This is a genomic window from Roseobacter sp. GAI101 (genome assembly GCF_000156335.1).
GTDB lineage: Bacteria > Pseudomonadota > Alphaproteobacteria > Rhodobacterales > Rhodobacteraceae > Sulfitobacter.
Window position 1 is genome coordinate 2641605 of sequence record NZ_DS999213.1, and the last position, 17533, is coordinate 2659137.

The 17533-nt window shown below is 58.9% G+C and carries 15 protein-coding genes; 11 read left to right on the forward strand and 4 right to left on the reverse strand.

What is annotated here, in order from left to right:
• The first annotated feature begins 52 nt into the window (after positions 1-52).
• From RGAI101_RS12285 to trxA, 7 genes are read left to right on the forward strand one after another with little or no spacing between them, the layout of a single operon-like run.
• Entirely contained in the window at positions 53-1564 is a 1512-nt protein-coding gene (locus RGAI101_RS12285) for a PAS-domain containing protein (RefSeq protein WP_008227964.1), read from the forward strand.
• Positions 1565-1615: 51 nt separating this feature from the next.
• Positions 1616-2086 carry a tRNA (adenosine(37)-N6)-threonylcarbamoyltransferase complex ATPase subunit type 1 TsaE gene (tsaE, locus tag RGAI101_RS12290; protein WP_037229517.1) on the forward strand — a complete coding sequence of 157 codons (471 nt, stop codon included), beginning with the start codon at positions 1616-1618 and terminating at the stop codon, positions 2084-2086.
• Positions 2083-3087: an aminoglycoside phosphotransferase family protein gene (locus tag RGAI101_RS12295; protein WP_008228815.1), complete on the forward strand. Its 1005-nt coding sequence runs from the start codon at positions 2083-2085 to the stop codon at positions 3085-3087. The genes tsaE and RGAI101_RS12295 overlap by 4 nt, the downstream gene beginning before the upstream one ends.
• The gene (locus RGAI101_RS12300; RefSeq protein WP_008228480.1) at positions 3063-3755 is read left to right on the forward strand and encodes a nucleotidyltransferase family protein; all 693 of its coding nucleotides are present in this window, start codon (positions 3063-3065) and stop codon (positions 3753-3755) included. Before RGAI101_RS12295 ends, RGAI101_RS12300 begins: the two co-directional genes overlap by 25 nt.
• Positions 3748-6711: a double-strand break repair protein AddB gene (addB, locus tag RGAI101_RS12305; RefSeq protein WP_008225832.1), complete on the forward strand. Its 2964-nt coding sequence runs from the start codon at positions 3748-3750 to the stop codon at positions 6709-6711. The genes RGAI101_RS12300 and addB overlap by 8 nt, the downstream gene beginning before the upstream one ends.
• Positions 6708-10085: a double-strand break repair helicase AddA gene (addA, locus tag RGAI101_RS12310; protein ID WP_008228204.1), complete on the forward strand. Its 3378-nt coding sequence runs from the start codon at positions 6708-6710 to the stop codon at positions 10083-10085. Before addB ends, addA begins: the two co-directional genes overlap by 4 nt.
• 36 nt (positions 10086-10121) lie before the next feature.
• Complete coding sequence (gene trxA, locus RGAI101_RS12315) at positions 10122-10442, forward strand: thioredoxin (RefSeq protein ID WP_008227101.1); 321 nt, start codon at positions 10122-10124, stop codon at positions 10440-10442.
• A 50-nt stretch (positions 10443-10492) separates the two neighbouring features.
• On the opposite strand, the gene RGAI101_RS12320 is transcribed toward trxA, so the two are convergent.
• Positions 10493-11401: a hypothetical protein gene (locus RGAI101_RS12320; RefSeq protein ID WP_008229089.1), complete on the reverse strand. Its 909-nt coding sequence runs from the start codon at positions 11399-11401 to the stop codon at positions 10493-10495.
• 100 nt (positions 11402-11501) lie between these two features.
• Between RGAI101_RS12320 and hslV the strand changes: the two genes are divergently transcribed.
• The 3 genes from hslV to RGAI101_RS12335 are packed head-to-tail and all read left to right on the forward strand — an operon-like array spanning position 11502 to position 14643.
• A complete protein-coding gene (gene hslV, locus RGAI101_RS12325) occupies positions 11502-12059 on the forward strand; it encodes an ATP-dependent protease subunit HslV (protein WP_008226680.1) in 558 nt (185 codons plus the stop codon).
• A complete protein-coding gene (hslU, locus tag RGAI101_RS12330; protein WP_008227189.1) occupies positions 12056-13363 on the forward strand; it encodes an ATP-dependent protease ATPase subunit HslU in 1308 nt (435 codons plus the stop codon). Before hslV ends, hslU begins: the two co-directional genes overlap by 4 nt.
• Before the next feature lie 38 nt (positions 13364-13401).
• Complete coding sequence (locus tag RGAI101_RS12335) at positions 13402-14643, forward strand: MFS transporter (RefSeq protein WP_008229166.1); 1242 nt, start codon at positions 13402-13404, stop codon at positions 14641-14643.
• Here the strand turns inward: RGAI101_RS12335 and RGAI101_RS12340 are convergent.
• The 3 genes from RGAI101_RS12340 to RGAI101_RS12350 are packed head-to-tail and all read right to left on the reverse strand — an operon-like array spanning position 14634 to position 16902.
• Positions 14634-15215: a Smr/MutS family protein gene (locus RGAI101_RS12340; RefSeq protein WP_008226219.1), complete on the reverse strand. Its 582-nt coding sequence runs from the start codon at positions 15213-15215 to the stop codon at positions 14634-14636. The genes RGAI101_RS12335 and RGAI101_RS12340 overlap by 10 nt on opposite strands.
• Complete coding sequence (gene mltA, locus RGAI101_RS12345) at positions 15212-16204, reverse strand: murein transglycosylase A (protein WP_050763256.1); 993 nt, start codon at positions 16202-16204, stop codon at positions 15212-15214. Before mltA ends, RGAI101_RS12340 begins: the two co-directional genes overlap by 4 nt.
• A 38-nt stretch (positions 16205-16242) precedes the next feature.
• Positions 16243-16902, reverse strand: coding sequence for a Tim44/TimA family putative adaptor protein (locus RGAI101_RS12350; protein WP_008226296.1), 660 nt, complete (start codon positions 16900-16902; stop codon positions 16243-16245).
• Positions 16903-17004: 102 nt separating this feature from the next.
• Between RGAI101_RS12350 and RGAI101_RS12355 the strand changes: the two genes are divergently transcribed.
• Positions 17005-17505: an FxsA family protein gene (locus tag RGAI101_RS12355; RefSeq protein WP_037228142.1), complete on the forward strand. Its 501-nt coding sequence runs from the start codon at positions 17005-17007 to the stop codon at positions 17503-17505.
• Positions 17506-17533 lie beyond the last annotated feature (28 nt).

Genomic DNA, 17533 nt, shown 5'->3' on the forward strand with positions numbered 1-17533 from the left:
AGGTTAAGGGTTTGGGCTCTAAGCTGGCTTCAACGTGCAAAGGGGAACGGTTTTGATCTCGTATATTGATGTCCTTCCTGTTGTTTTTGCCACTTTGATCAGCGGCAGTTTGGCCTATCTTTGGCTTAGAGTGCCTGCGTTGGAACAAACGCCGGATCAATCCTCTGCCACGGATATATGTTACCTTTTTGACAACGGCGTCCTGCAACACGCGACCGAAGCGGCCGATGGTTTCCTGGCGCTTGAACCCGGATTTCACGAATGGTCGGACCTGTACGCGAAAGTTATCGACCGTTTCGCCGATTTCCCGCTGACGCCGCAGACCTTCGGCAGCGGCAATGTGACACTTGCTGCAAACGACGGTAACGCGCCAAGGCAGGTCAATATCGCATGGAACAGCGGGCTGTGCCGCGTCAGGCTTTTGACGGAAGTTCAAGAAAGCAAAGTCCCGGAAACGGATGAACAGGCGCTGATCCATCGCCTGACAACCAGTCTGGATTTCCCGATCTGGCATACGGATAAGGACGGAAAGCTGCTTTGGTCGAATGAGGCGCACCAGCAACTTCACGCAGCAACAGACCCCACTGCATCGCAAGGCGACCAACCCCTCTTCGCCACAGAGCCCGCTTTACCATCAGGTCGGGTCTTTCTGCGCAATGTCGAATCCGGCAAGAAAGACTGGTTCGAGCTGAGCCAGACAGAACAGGATGGCGTGATTTGTCATCAGGCGATCTGCATTAACGCCCTTGTTCAGGCCGAAGAGACGCAGCGCAAGTTCGTGCAGACGCTGACAAAGACTTTTGCGCAGCTGTCTATCGGCCTCGCCATCTTTGACCGCAACAGCCAGCTTGTGTTGTTCAATCCCGCCCTGATTGACCTGACCGGCCTGCGCGCCGAGTTTCTGAGCGCACGTCCAACGGTTCAGACGTTCTTTGATAAACTGCGTGAAACGCGCAAAATGCCCGAACCCAAAAGCTATTCCAACTGGCGCACCGCCATCACCGAAATGATCCGTGCAGCCCATGATGGCCGTTACGAGGAAACCTGGTCGCTTGATTCAGGGCAGACCTTCAACGTAAAGGGGCGACCCCATCCCGACGGTGCAACGGCGTTTCTGATCGAAGACATCAGTGCCGAAGTCAGCCTGACCCGCAATTTCCGTGCCGAGCTTGAGTTGGGCCAATCCATGTTGGACACGCTGGATGACGGCATCGCGGTGTTCTCGGCGTCGGGCATTCTGACTTTCTCGAATTCTGCGTATCAGGACCTTTGGCAAGTCGATCACGAAACCAGTTTTGCCGATGTAACTGTCCATGACGCCATCCAGGATTGGAAACGCAAATGCGCCCCGCACCTGATGTGGAAGGAAATCGAAGATTTCATCCGCGATTTCGGCGATCGCAGAACATGGCACATGCCGATGTATCTGGCCAACGGGACGCAATTGAACTGCATTATCTCGCCGATTGTCGCAGGGGCCACGTTGATCCGGTTTGATATCGTCAAAAACGCCGTCGCACAGTCGGATCAAATCAACGCGATTGGCGTCAAACTAGACCAATAATCCATCGGTTTTGCCTTGCAGCTGACCGACGCGCGCACGTACCTTATGCGCATGTCCACGCAATTTCTTACCCTGTCCCTTACAAGCCCCGAACAGACCACCCGGACCGCGCGCGATCTGGGTGTCGTTTTGCGGAATGGCGATACGATCTTGCTGACGGGCGATGTCGGTGCTGGCAAAACCCATTTCGCCCGTTCCTTGATCCAGTCCTTGCTGACAACGCCCGAAGACGTCCCTTCGCCCACGTTCACGCTTGTCCAAACCTACGAAACCCCGCAGGGACAGATCTGGCATGCCGATCTTTACCGGCTAAGCTCAAGCATCGAGGTCGAAGAACTCGGACTGACGGATGCTTTTGACACCTCGATTTGTCTGGTCGAATGGCCTGACAGGCTTGGCAACCTGCGCCCTGCCGATGCGCTTGATCTAAGCTTCGAGACAACCGGCGATGATACCCGCCGGCTGACCGCCAGGTGGACCGATGCCAAGTGGTCGGAAAAACTGGACGTATTGAGAAAATGAAGAACCGCTCATCAGCGCTCAGGGACTTCATCATGGAAGCGGGTTGGGCTCAGGCCACGCGCAGCTTGCTGGCGGGCGACGCGTCGAACCGCCGGTATGACAGGCTGACGCAGGCAGATGGCACCACGGCCGTGGTGATGGACGCGCCCCCTGACAAGGGCGAAGACGTGCGCCCCTTTGTGGCAATCGCCACCTATCTGGCGGCGCAGGGCCTCAGCGCGCCACGCATTTTCGCCCAAGACGCGACGAACGGATTCCTGCTGATCGAAGACCTTGGCGATGCGCTTTTTGCGCAGCTGATGGTCGACACCCCCCGAATGACCAGCCCGCTTTATGCTGCTGCGACCGATCTGCTGATCGCCCTGCACGCGGCGGACACCCCTGATCTGCCGTTATGCGATTCCGGATGGCTGACCGATGCGACCGGACTGGTGTTCGATTGGTATGCACAAAACAACGCTGCGGCTGAACCTTTCAACGCGCTTTTCCAGCCCCTCGCGCAAAGTCTGGACAGCACACCCCGCGTCGTGATCCTACGGGATTTCCATGCCGAAAACCTGCTTTGGCTGCCGGACCGCGCTGGCGTCGCCCGCGTCGGTCTGCTTGATTTTCAGGACGCGTTGCTGGGCCATCCGGCCTATGATCTGGTGTCGATCCTGCAAGACGCCCGTCGCGACGTCGCCCCCGAAATCGAAGCCGAGATGATCGCGCGCTACATCTCGGAAACCGGAGCGGATGCCGAAGCGTTCCACCGCGCCTATTCCCTGCTGGGATTGCAGCGCAACCTGCGGATTCTGGGCATATTTGCCCGGCTGTGCCTGCGCGACGGCAAAGCGCATTACGTCGATCTGATCCCGCGGGTCTGGCGCTATGTGCAGCGCAATTTGGCCCATCCAGACTTTGGCGAAATTGCCGAAATGCTGCACGACACCCTGCCCGAACCGACTTCGGCCTTTCTGAAAGAACTGAAATCCAGATGCGCGACACACCCAATGCCGTGATGATGTTTGCTGCGGGTTTCGGCACGCGGATGAAGCATCTGACACAGGATCAGCCCAAACCGATGGTCAAGGTCGCGGGGCGTCCGCTGATTGACCATGCGCTTGATCTGGCGGAATCGATCGTGCCGGACCACATCGTCGTGAATCTGCACTACAAGCCCGAACCCTTGCAGCGGCATTTGTTGGGCCGTGACGTGCGGACCATTGTTGAAACCCCCGATATCCTTGAAACCGGCGGCGGGTTGCGCAATGCCCTGCCATGGCTGGGCAAAGGTCCGGTTTTCACCATGAACACCGATGCGATCTGGGCCGGGCCGAACCCGTTGGCCCTGCTGCTGGATGCTTGGGATCCGTCGGCGATGGACGCGCTTCTGATCGGTATTCCGGTACCTCAGGCCGTTGGACATGAGGGCAGCGGCGACTTTACCATGGCCGATGACGGGCGACTGACACGGGGGCCCGGTGTGATCTATGGCGGCGTGCAAATCATCAAGACAACCTTGTTAGAGACGATTCCCCAGCGCGCTTTCTCGTTGAACCTGCTTTGGGATCAAATGCTGGAACAACAGCGCATCTATGGGCTGGCCTATCCCGGTCATTGGTGTGATGTGGGTCACCCCGAAGGCATCACGCTGGCGGAAGACATGCTAAGGACCCATTGTGTTTGACCCGACAAAGACCCCCCGCGTCTATGGCCTCGCCCCTGGTATTGATTTCCCGCAGGAACTTGTCGCAGGTCTGGTGTCGCGCCTAAAGGGCCAACCGCCCGTGGCGATGGGGCGGATTGATCTGGTCGTCAACACCCGCCGCATGCAGCGCCGCCTGCGCGAGATTTTCGACGCGGGCCCGGCCAGCCTGCTGCCCCGCATCCATTTGATCGACAACCTTGATACGCTGGCTGCAGGCATCGCGCTGCCCCGTCCAAGCCCCGCGCTGCGCCGCAGGCTTGAACTGATCACGCTGGTGTCGAAACTGCTGGACCAAGCCCCCGAACTGGCCCCCCGCGCATCGCTTTATGACCTGTCCGACAGCCTTGCCGGGCTGATCGACGAAATGCAGGGCGAAGGTGTCCCCGTTGAGGCAATCACCGATCTGGATGTCAGCGACCAATCCGGCCACTGGGAACGGGCCAAACAGTTTCTGGACATCGCGCACCGCTATCTGGGGGAAAGCGTCACCCGCCCGGACCCGCGCGCGCGCCAACGGCAAATCGTCGCACAGATGATCGCAGGCTGGGCCGAAACACCGCCGCAACATCCGATTATCGTCGCAGGTTCCACCGGTTCGCGCGGAACGTCCGCAATGCTGATGCAAGCCGTCGCCGGATTGCCGCAAGGTGCCGTGATCCTGCCCGGTTTCGATTTCGATATGCCCACGTCCGTCTGGGCCGATATGGGCGAAGCGCAAGAACAGCTGTCGCAGGATCACCCGCAGTACCGGTTCCGCCATTTCCTGCGGGCGCTTGATCTGGCACGCAGCACGATTGAACCCTGGACCACCTGCGAACCCCCTTCGCCCGAACGCAACGCGCTTGTGTCGCTGTCCTTGCGCCCTGCACCCGTCACCCATGTCTGGTTGACCGAAGGGCCGAAACTGCCCGATTTGGGCAAGGCCACGCAGGGTCTGACCCTGATCCAGGCACCCACGCCCCGCGCCGAAGCGCTCGCCATCGCGTTGCGCCTGCGTCAGGCCGTCGAAGACGGGCAAACCGCTGCGCTGATCACCCCGGACAGGATGTTGTCGCGGCAGGTCACGTCGGCGTTGGACCGGTGGAATATCGTGCCCGATGACAGCGCCGGCATGCCCTTACATCTGTCTCCTCCGGGACGGTTCCTGCGCCATGTGGCCGATCTGTTCGTGCGCAAGCTGGATTCAGAGGCGTTGCTGACCCTGCTCAAGCATCCGCTGACCCATAGCGGCGGCGACCGGAACATCCACCAGCTCAACACCCAGCGGCTTGAGCTGCAAGTGCGCCGCGATGGTCTGCCCTATCCCGATGCCGATGGTGTGCTGCGGCTTTCGCGCAAAACAGTCTCGAGGTCGAAGAAGCCAGACCAGATGGACATATGGGCCACCTGGGTCGGGGCACATTTCGCTGGCATTGACGTCGGACAGGACAAACCGCTCGAAGATTGGGTCGCAGATCACCTTGCCGTGGCTGCTGCGATCGCCGATGGGTCGAACCCGACGATCGAAAGCGCGCTTTGGCTGCGCAAATCTGGCGAAGAGGCCAAGAAGGTGATGGCCAATTTGTCCGAAAACGCCCCCTATGGTGGCGAGATGTCAGCGTCGGACTATGCCGATCTGGTGGGTGCCTTGTTGCAGCAAGGCGAAATCCGCGACAGCGATGCGCCACATCCCGACGTCATGATCTGGGGCACGATGGAGGCGCGCGTTCAGGGGGCCGATCTGATCATCATGGGCGGGCTGAACGACAGCACCTGGCCCGAAGCGCCGCCGCCTGATCCATGGTTGAACCGGCAAATGCGGTTGCAGGCTGGCTTGCTACTGCCCGAACGGCGCATCGGCCTGTCGGCGCACGACTACCAACAATCCATCGCCGCCCCCGAGGTTTGCCTGACCCGCGCGATCCGGTCGGACGAGGCGGAAACCGTGCCGTCCCGCTGGCTGAACCGTCTGGGTAATCTGCTGAACGGGTTGCCGGAACAAGGCGGCGATGCGGCATGGCAAACCATGATCAAGCGCGGCGACCACTGGCTGGAACAGGCGCGTGCGTTGGAAGCAGTCAGCCGGGTGGATCCGGCCATTCGCCCCTCGCCCCGGCCGCCGCGCGGCGCGCGCCCTCATGCCCTGTCGGTGACCGAAATCAAACGCCTGATCCGCGATCCCTATGCTGTCTATGCCAAGCACAGCCTGAAACTGCGTGCGCTGAACCCTTTGGTGCAATCGCCCGACGCACCGGTGCGCGGCATCATCGTCCACGAGATCATGGAAAGGTTCATCAAATCCGTCACCGCTGATCCGAAAAATCTGACGAAATCCCATTTGTTAGAGACTGCATCAACCGTGCTGGACGCCGAAGCACCATGGCCTGCGGCACGGATCATGTGGCTGACTAAAATTGAACGCATCGCGGATTGGTTCATCGAAAACGAGGTCAGGCGCCAAAGCTATTCCAGCCCTGCCGCCTTTGAGAAAGCCGCGAAGGGCAGTCATATCTTCCCCGATCTTGGCTTTACCCTGACCGGCTATGCGGACCGGATCGACCGCACGGATGACGGCGATATCCTGATCTACGACTATAAAACCGGAACGCCGCCCAGCAAGCTGGAGCAGAAAGCATTCGACAAGCAACTGCTGCTTGAGGCCGCGATGGTCGAAGAAGGCGGTTTCAAGGAAATTGGCGTCGCAACGGTGGCGCAGGCCGCCTATATCGGACTTGGCAGCAAACCGGTCGAACTTGCCGCACCGCTGGAAGACGAACCACCTCACGAGGTTCTTGCGAAACTGCATGCGCTGATCACCAGCTATTTGTCAGACGACCAAGGGTTTACAGCGCGCCGCATGGTCAAGACGACGGATTTCGCGGGCGATTATGATCACCTTGCACGGTTTGGCGAATGGGATGCCACCACCGACCCCACGCCGGAGGATCTGACATGACCGCGCACTTTGACGACGCCACCCGCGCCCAGATTGATGCGGCGCGGCCGGATGCTTCGACGTGGTTGGGGGCGAATGCAGGGTCGGGCAAGACACGTGTTTTGACGGACCGTGTGGCACGGTTGCTGCTGAACGAGGTCGAACCACAGCACATCTTGTGCCTGACCTACACCAAGGCCGCCGCGTCCGAGATGCAAAACCGCCTGTTCAAACGCCTAGGTGCCTGGGCGATGCTGAAAGACGCCGATTTACGGGCCTCGCTTGCCGAACTGGGCGTGACGGATGCGTTTACCCCGGAAAAACTGCGCATGGCACGGACGTTGTTTGCCCGCGCGATCGAAACGCCGGGCGGGTTGAAAATTCAGACGATCCATTCGTTTTGCGCGTCTTTGCTGCGCCGTTTCCCTCTTGAGGCCGGCGTCAGCCCGCAATTCACCGAGATCGAAGATCGCGCCGCAGATCTGTTGCGCGCCGAGATCGTCGACAACATGGCCGAAGGCCGCGACGCCCCCCTCGTGACCGCCCTTGCACGGCACTATACCGGCGAAGATTTCAGCAAGTTGACCAACAGCATCGTCGGCCAGCGTGAAGGGTTCGCGCAACCCATGACGTGGGAAGGTGCATTGGTGCTGTTCGGGCAGCCTGCAAATCTGAGCGAGGAAACCATCGCCTCCTCCGTCTTTTTGGGGTCGGAACAATCAATACTTGCCGAAATGATCCCGCCGATGATCGAAAAAGGCGGTTTGGATGGCAAGGCTGCGATCAAGCTGCAAACGCTGGATAAAATGGACATCAGCGCCCTGCCCGTGCTGGAAGATGTTTTTCTGACGGGTGCTGGTGCCAACAACCCGTTTACCGCCAAGATCGGTGCTGTCCCGACCAAGCCGACGCAGAAAATCCTGTCCCATCTGATGCCGCAGATCGACGATCTGATGGCGCGGGTGGAAAGTGCTCGGGATGCGCGATTGGCCTTGAGAGCGGCACAAAAGACGCTGGTTTTGCATCAGTTCGCAGACGCCTTTCTGAAACGCTATGCCCTGGAAAAGCAAAAACGCGGCTGGCTGGACTTTGACGATCTGATCCTGAAAGCCCGTAATTTGCTGACCAACCCTGCCGTCGCCGCGTGGGTGTTGTACCGCATTGATGGCGGGATCGATCATATTCTGGTGGACGAAGCCCAAGACACCAGCCCACGCCAATGGGACGTGATCGAACGGCTTGCAGATGAATTCTACAGCGGCGATGGCGCGCGCGAAGACGATGCGCGGACGCTTTTCGTTGTGGGTGACAAAAAGCAGTCGATTTATTCGTTCCAAGGGGCTGACCCGCGCGAATTCGACCATAAGCAGGCTCTGTTTGAACAGAAAATCCTTGAGGCCGGACAGATTTTCCAGCGGCGCAGTCTGGATTATTCCTTTCGGTCGTCTTCAGCCATTTTGCAACTGGTCGATACCAGCTTTGCCCCCCATGCCAGCGCGGGGTTTCAGGCCGACACCACGCATAAGGCGTTCAAATCCGCCCTGCCCGGTCGCGTCGATCTGTGGCCTTTGGTCGCCAAATCCGATGATGCGGATGATCGCGAATGGTCCGACCCCGTCGATCAAAAATCCGAACACCACCATACCGTCATTCTGGCCGACCAGATTGCACGCCAGATCAAGACCCTTGTCGAAGGCGACCACTACATTCCCGTTGATGGCGATAGCGCCGGCGTTTTTGAGCGGCGGCGTATCCGGGCCGGTGATTTTCTGATCCTCGTACAGCGCCGCAGCGATCTGTTTTCCGAGATCATTCGCGCCTGCAAGACCGCCGGTTTGCCCATCGCCGGTGCGGATCGCCTGAAGGTCGGCGCCGAACTGGCGGTCAAGGACCTTGCCGCGCTGCTGTCGTTTCTGGCCACGCCCGAAGACAGTCTATCGCTGGCAACTGCGCTGAAATCCCCGCTGTTCGGTTGGACTGAACAGATGTTGTTCACTCTGTCGCATTACCGCAGCGAAGATCATCTGTGGCAGGCCCTGCGCAGCAGCACCGAACATCCTGAGACAGTGTCTATCCTGAAGGATTTGCGGGCGCAGGTTGATTATCTTCGCCCCTATGACCTGATCGAACGCATCCTGACCCGCCATAAGGGGCGGCGCAATTTTCTGGCGCGTTTGGGGCCGGAGGCCGAGGATGGCATCAACGCCATGCTCGCCCAGGCGCTTTCCTACGAACGCGGTGCGATCCCGAGTTTGACGGGGTTCCTGGTCTGGATGCAGACCGATGATCTGGAAATCAAACGCCAGATCGACAATGCGTCGGACCAGATCAGGGTGATGACCGTGCATGGTGCCAAGGGGCTGGAGGCGCCGATCGTGATCCTGCCCGACACGGGCAAACGACCGCTCGTTATTCGCGACGAAATCATCAAGGTCGACGATACGCCCGTCTGGAAATTGTCCGACGCTGATATGCCAAGCGCCATGCGCGCGGCGCTGGACGAGCGCAAAGAACGCGAGATGAACGAGCGCTTGCGTTTGCTGTACGTGGCGATGACCCGCGCCGAAAAATGGCTGATCGTCGCTGCCGCAGGGGATCTGCCCAAGGATGAAAGCAGCTGGTACCAGATGATCGGTGCCGCGATGGGTCAGGCGGGTGCCGAACCTGTGGGTCAAACCGGTGTGCTCCGTTTCCAGCATGGCGACTGGGACGGGTTGCCCATCCGTGCAAAAGCGCAAATACCGCATGTCACGCCAGTGTTAGAGCCTATTTTTGACCAACCGGTGCCCGCGATACCCGTCCGGGAAAAGACCACCTCGCCCTCTGATCTTGGCGGTGCCAAGGCGCTTGCCGGCGAAGATGGTCTGGCCGAAGAAGACGCCAAATCCTATGGCAGCCTTGTGCACCAGATGCTGGAAACGCTGCCGCTGATGCAAAGCGACAGATGGGATACTGTGCTGAAAACGCTTAGCGACGGGTATGATGCTGGGGTCGCCCGGGCCGCGCTGGACGAAGCCGTTGCGCTGATGCAAAACGCCGACATCCGCCACATTTTCGATGCGGACGCACTAGCAGAGGTACCGATCACCGCAACCATTGCTGATAAGCGCATTCACGGCACGATCGACAGGCTTCTTGTCACCGAAAGCAGTGTTCTGGCCATCGACTACAAGACCAACCGCGTGGTGCCCCACACGACCGAAGCCTGCCCCGAAGGGTTGCTGCGACAGATGGGTGCTTATGCGGCCGCGTTGCGCCAGGTCTTTCCGGATCATGACATCCGGACGGCAATTCTTTGGACCCGGACAGCGACCTTGATGGCCCTGCCCGACGATCTGATCACAAACGCCTTAACCCGCGCGCTCAACCTTGACGACGGTACGATGGCTACATAAGTTCGCACTCTAATCAATTGCTGTCAGGAGAGCACCATGGCCACCGTCGCAGTCACAGACGCAACATTCGAAGCCGAAGTTAAGAATTCCGATATCCCCGTAGTCGTGGATTTTTGGGCAGAATGGTGCGGCCCATGTAAGCAGATCGGTCCCTCGCTCGAGGAACTGTCCGCTGAAATGGACGGCAAGGTAAAGATCGTCAAAGTCAACGTCGACGAAAACCCGAACAGCCCGGCACAGATGGGTGTTCGCGGCATTCCGGCATTGTTCATCTTCAAAGGTGGCGAAGTCGTGTCGAACATGGCAGGCGCACGCCCCAAGGCAGCCTTGCAAAGCTGGATCGAAGAGTCGATCTAAGCCTTTGGCGACCCGAGAATTTCAAAGGGCGTGTCGGAAACGGCGCGCCCTTAGTCTATGGGCCAGCCAAAACGGCGGAACCGCGCCGTGATCTTGGCATAGACGTCATCGCGCCCGGCGTTGATGCTTTGATCCTGCCAGAACCAATACAGATATTTCGCATAGTCCGGCGTGGCTTCGGCCGCTTGGGCAAAGCTGTGCGCCAGATTGTCCATGTCGGCCTGGACCGCGATGTGATGAAAGTCGATCTTGCCGAACAGCAACGCAGGCTTGCCGAAAAAATATCCCGCATAGGCAACGCTTGAATTCTGCGTGACCACATAGTCGCAGCCTTGCAGCAGCGGCACCATATTCCCCACATCGACACACAGCCGCTTGTGTTTGCGTTCCAGCGCCTCGAGTGCGGCGATTTCCGCATCTGAATAGACCTCGTTCGGGTGGATCGTGGCGACCACCTGACGGGAAGGATCATGGGCAAGGCACTGTTCGATCATCTCAAGCGGGCTACAGGATTGAAACGACCGATGATCCCTTAGACGCCCTTGCAAGGGAACATAGATGAACCCCTCGCGCGATGTTCGACTTGGCGCGTCCTGATACAGACGTTTTTGCCAGAATGCGTAAAACGGTGTGGCGTCCTGATCAGACACCAGCGCCGGATCGAACCGGGCTTTGGCGGCATCCCATTCCCACCGCTCGGCAGAACCTTCGATTTGCCAGAACGGGTATTCATAGACCCGTCGGAAGATAAGGCCGCGCTGGCTGGGCGGGACTTTCATATGGCCAAGCGTATAGGTTTCAGGGCTGCGGTCCGTGTCGCCATGATCCCGATATGCGACCCTAAAGCTGGCGGATTCCAACACTAGCGCCATTTTCGCAATAAACGGATGCGCCCCGGCTTGCGCCGCTTTGCGCAGGTCGGGTTCGAGCAAGAAATGAACGGTTGGCTCTTGGGTCATGCGGGAAGGCTAGCGGTGGCAAGTCTTCGCCACAAGGGACCCTGCCCTTGTGGCGCGGCTTTCCTACGGCCATATAGGGCATGCAAAAAGGAGACCGCGCATGTCGAGCAAAGAATTCCCCGGATGGCACGGGACCACCATCATCGGTGTGAAAAAAGCCGGTGAAGTCGTGATTGCAGGTGACGGGCAGGTCAGCCTTGGCCAAACCGTGATCAAGGGCACTGCCCGCAAGGTACGAAGGCTTAGCCCCGGTGGGTTTGACGTGGTCGCAGGCTTTGCCGGATCGACCGCCGACGCCTTTACCCTGCTGGAACGCCTTGAAGCCAAGCTTGAGGCGACGCCGGGTCAGCTGGCCCGCGCAAGCGTCGAACTGGCCAAGGACTGGCGGACCGACAAGTATCTGCAAAAGCTTGAGGCGATGTTGATCGTCACCGATGGTGTCGAACTGCTGGTCATTACAGGTGCCGGTGATGTGCTTGAGCCTGAACATGACGTCGCGGCCATCGGATCCGGCGGGAATTACGCGCTGGCGGCGGCCCGTGGCATGATGGACAGCGAACGTGATGCGGAAACCATTGCCCGCGACGCGATGAAGATCGCGGCGGACATCTGCGTCTATACCAATGGAAACCTGACGGTGGAGAAAATCAAACAATGACCGATCTGACCCCCCGCGAAATCGTATCCGAACTCGACCGCTTTATCATTGGCCAGAAAGACGCCAAACGCGCCGTCGCCGTTGCCCTGCGCAACCGTTGGCGCCGCAAGCAGCTTGGCGATGATCTGCGTGACGAGGTGTATCCAAAGAACATCCTGATGATCGGACCCACCGGTGTCGGCAAGACCGAGATCAGCCGGCGTCTGGCGAAACTGGCCCGCGCACCCTTTCTGAAGGTTGAAGCGACCAAATTCACCGAAGTTGGCTATGTTGGCCGTGATGTTGAACAGATCATCCGTGATCTTGTCGATAGCGCGATCATCATGACCCGCGATCACATGCGCGAAGACGTCAAGGTCAGCGCCCACAAGGCCGCCGAAGAACGTGTGATTGATGCCATAGCGGGTGCCGATGCCCGTGAAGGGACCCGCGACATGTTCCGCAAAAAGCTCAAAGCAGGCGAGTTGGACGCGACGATGATCGACCTTGAGGTCACCGATACGTCGTCGCCCTTTCCGACCATGGACATTCCCGGCCAGCCTGGCGGCGGCATGGGGATGATGAACCTTGGCGATCTGTTCGGCAAAGCCATGGGCGGACGCAAGGTCAAGAAACGGCTGACCGTTGCCGAAAGCTATGAGGTGCTGATTGGCGAAGAAGCCGACAAGCTGCTGGATGATGAAACCGTGAACCGCGCCGCGATTGATACGGTCGAACAGAACGGCATCGTGTTTCTGGACGAAATCGACAAGGTCTGCGCCCGCTCTGATGCGCGTGGCGGCGACGTGTCCCGCGAAGGGGTGCAGCGCGATTTGCTGCCCTTGATTGAAGGCACCACCGTTTCGACGAAATACGGCGCGGTCAAAACCGACCATATCCTGTTCATCGCCTCGGGCGCTTTCCATGTTGCGAAACCGTCCGATCTGCTGCCTGAACTGCAGGGGCGCCTGCCGATCCGGGTCGAACTGCGCGCCCTGACCGAAGATGATTTCGTGCGTATCCTCACGGAAACCGACAATGCGCTGACGCTGCAATATACTGCCCTGATGGGCACCGAAGAGGTGACGGTCTCCTTTACCGACGAAGGGATCAAGGCGCTGGCCAAGATCGCGGCGGACGTGAACCAGTCCATTGAAAACATCGGTGCCCGCAGGCTTTATACCGTGATGGAGCGGGTGTTCGAGGAACTGTCGTTCACCGCGCCGGACCGCAGCGGTGAAACAGTCGTCGTCGATGGCGATTTCGTCGAAAAGAACCTGGGTGAACTGACCAGATCCACCGATCTGTCGCGCTACGTTCTTTAGGTCTTTTCATTCTGGCATGCGCCTGAGAATGATGGCGCATGGCTTACCTTCAGTTTATCCGCGCCAATTGGCTGTTTCTGTTGGCGGGATTCCTGCTGACCTTCACCTCGTCCTATGGGCAGACCTATTTCATCTCGCTTTTCGCAGGCGAGATTAAGGGAAGTTTTGATCTGAGCGATGGCCAGTGGGGCGGTATCTACACCATCGGTACGACGCTTTCTGCCATTACGATGGTTTGGGCAGGAGTTCTGACTGACCGGTTCCGCGTTCGGCGTCTGTCATTCTGGGTGATGATCGCGCTGGCGACGGCCTGTCTGGCGATGGCGGCTGTGCCGAACTGGATCGCGCTGATCTTTGTCATTTACGCGCTTCGCCTGACCGGCCAGGGGATGATGTCGCAACTGGGTGCCGTCGCCATGGTGCGCTGGTTCGAGGCGACCCGGGGCAAGGCGCTTTCACTGTCATCAATGGGCTTTGCGATGGGGCAGGCGGTGCTGCCGGTCGTGTTTGTGGCCCTTTTCGCCAGCTTTCACTGGCGCAGCCTGTGGGTGCTGGCAGCCTGTCTGGTGCTGATCACCATGCCTGTGATGCTGATGCTGCTGCGGCAGGAACGCACACCGCAATCGATGGCGGAAACCACGCAAGTGGCAGGAATGGACGGACATCACTGGACGCGGTTGCAAATGATGCGCCACGGGCTGTTCTGGCTGATGATCCCGATGATCATCGGGCCTGCTGCGTGGGGGACCGCGCTGTTCTTTCAGCAAGTGCACCTGACCGAGGTCAAAGGCTGGTCACTGGTCAGTTTCGTTGCCCTGATGCCGCTTTATACTATTACTTCTGTAATCTCGACTTTCGTTTCCGGCTGGGCCGTCGACCGTTTTGGCGTGAACCGCGTGACGCCGGTACAAATGCTGCCCTTTGCCCTGTCGTTTGCAGTGCTGGCCTATGCCGATACGATCGCCATGGCGGGCGTTGGGCTGATGATCTTTGGCGTTGGACAGGGGATGCAGGCCACGGCAACTTCGGTCTTTTGGGCCGAGTTCTACGGCACGCGGTACATCGGGTCGATCAAGGCGGTTGCAGCGGCGCTTATGGTATTCGGATCAGCGATCGGTCCGGGGGTTACCGGGCTCTTCATTGATCTGGGCGTGAATTTCCCTGAACAGATGATCCCGATCGCGATTTACTATGTCATTGCCGCAATCATGGCGACAGCAGGCGTCTTGAAATATCAAGGCAGACTGGATCAACGCAGGTTGGGCAGCTTTCAGCGATGACGCCGCAGATAGACGTAATAGGCACCGCCGCCACCATGGCTGATATGCGCCTGGCTGACCTGCATGACGGCGCTGGCCAGCGGTGCCATCGCCAGCCATTGCGGCACCTGATGGCGAAGGACGCCGTGGCGCACAGGGATCGGGCCACCTTCGTCGCGCATCTTGCCCTTGCCGGTGATGACCAGAACCAGCCGTTTACCGTTCTTGTGCGCATTCAGAATAAAGCGTGTCAGGGCAGGGTGGGCGCGGTCCAGGGTCATGCCGTGCAGATCGATCCGGCCTTCGGGGCTTAGTTTGCCGCGCTTCAGTCTGGTAAAGGCCTTGCTGTCCATCTGAACCGGCTGCTGCCTAAGCTGATCGGGCAGGGACGGCGCCAGATCGTGGGTGTTACGCCGCGGTTTCGGAGAAGGCTTGCCCAGAATGATCGACGTTGATTTCCGGATCTGCGGGGCGCTTGGCGGCGGTCCATCGATTTCGGGGCGGAAAAGCTGGTTCATGTCCAACTTCTCTGTCCGCTCGGTCACCTTTTTCCACAGCGACAGGTCATCCTTGTTCAGCCGCTTGCGCTTCATAGCAACGACTCCGGCAGCAGGGCATAGGCGCGCTGGATTGGCATCAGTACCAACATGCGGCCGGGATCACGCAGTTTGCCCGCCTCGCGGCCAGCCTTGTCGCCCGTTCCAAAGAATACATCGGCGCGCTGTGCGCCCTTGATCGCCGATCCGGTGTCTTGGGCGATCATCAAACGGTTCAGCGGCTTAGCACCTTCCTTTTCGATCCATACCGGCGACCCGAGCCTGACGAAATCCGGGTCCACCGCGATCGTGCGCTTGGTCGTGACAGACCGGTTCATCGCGCCCAGCGGGCCTTGATCCGCAGGTACCTGGCTGACCTCACGGAAGAAAACATAGGACGGATTGTGAAACAGCAGTTCGCGCCCTTCATCAGGGTTGCGGCGCACCCAGTTCTTGATCACGTCGGCGCTGACCTGATGGGCCTCATAGACACCGCGCCGGACCAGTTCGACGCCGATGGACCGGTACGGATGCCCGTTGGCACCACGATAACCGACGCGGAGGAAATTCCCGTCGGGCAGACGGATACGGCCCGAACCCTGAATTTGCAGAAAGAAAAGTTCAACCGGATCATCGACATAGGCGATTTCAAGGCCACGGCCCTTCATTACGTCGGTGCCAAGGATGTCGCGCCGTGTCAGCCACGGATTGCTTTCCTTTGCCTCTGGCGGCATGGCGTAGATAGGATAGCGGTAGCGCGGTGAAGGCGACAGATCGCCATCAAGTTCCGGTTCGAAATAACCGGTGAACAGCGCATCTTGCCCGTCGTCGATCAAGACAGGGCGAAAGAAAAGTTCAAAGAACTGGCGCGGGTCAGGATCGGACTGCGCGAATTTGCACAGGTTGCCCCAGTCGACGTCGCGCATATCGCCGCAAGTGTTCCGGAATGTCTGCAACGCAGCGGCGTGATCGTCGGTCTCCCATCCCTTGAGGTCGGAAAAATCCATCACCGTATAGGTCACATCAGCAGAAGCGGGCGGCACCATCAGGCCCGCCCACAACACTGTACCCACACAGGCACGCCTTAACCGTCTGTAGAAACGAGCAACCAATTTGGATCATCCGAACCCATGACACGCGCGAAGACCCACGTATCCTTTTGACGTTTGACCTCGGTCGGGCTGCCTTCGATCACCATGCCGTCTTTGTCTTTCACGACCGACGTCATTTCGGCCACAAAGCGGATCGTCAGCTCTGCCTCTTTGGTCGCCTTGTCCATCGTGGCATTCTCCAGTTCCATCTCGCGAATGCCGATGAAGGTGGATTCCACGGTCAGGCCCTGATCCTCGCGGGCAGCGATGCCATCAACGAAGCTGTCGAAGATGTCTTCGGACAGGAACGGTTTGATGTCGTCCAGATTGCCATGCTCAAAGCCCATCACGATCATCTCGTAGGCACCGCGGGCACCCCCCAAAAAATCGCTGACGCCAAAGGACGGTTCGACCCGCTTCATTTCGGCCAGAGCCAGTGCAGTGTCAGACCCTTCGGGCGCGTGGTCGGTGATATCAAGATCAGGTCCGCCTTCGATCACTTCGAACGCCGGGCCGGAAGGCTTTTGGGGTTTCGCGTCGATTTCTGGCTTTTTCTCGAAACCTTCGCGTGTGCCAAGCACATTTTTCAAACGCAGGATCAGAAACACTGCGATACCGGCAAGCACCAGAAGCTGTATCATGGGCGAATTCATAGGTACCTCTTGGTGAGAAAGATGGAAACATCGGTCGTTGGACCTTATGTAGGGTGTGAACCGGGCCAAGTCCACTCTGGCCCTTATGAAAGGACCCTGGCCATGTGGCTATTTTTAGCGTTTATCGCTGTGCCGTTGATAGAAATAACACTATTCATTCAGGTAGGTGGGGCAATTGGCCTCGGTTGGACGTTGGCGATCGTCGTCTTGACCGCGATCCTCGGGACTTCGTTGATGCGCACGCAAGGTGCGATGGCGCTTGGTCAGATCAAGGCATCCCTATCCGAAGTGCGTGACCCGACGGAACCGCTGGTGCATGGTGCGATGATCCTGTTTGCCGGTGCCCTACTGCTGACGCCCGGGTTTTTCACCGATGCCGTCGGTTTTGCGCTGCTGGTGCCGGGCATCCGCAAGGCCGCGTTCCAGGCTGTCCGCAGCAAAATCAAGGTCAGCGGGAATGTGAACATGTCAGGCGGTTTTGGCCAAAATCCGCAACGTGATCCACGGCGCCCCATGCAAGGGGACATCATTGATGGCGAATATCACGAGCTTTCCGAAGAAGAACGGCTTTCGCAACACCCCTCTGGCTGGACAAAGCATTGAGCGCAGGCCACGAAGCTGGTATGCCCGC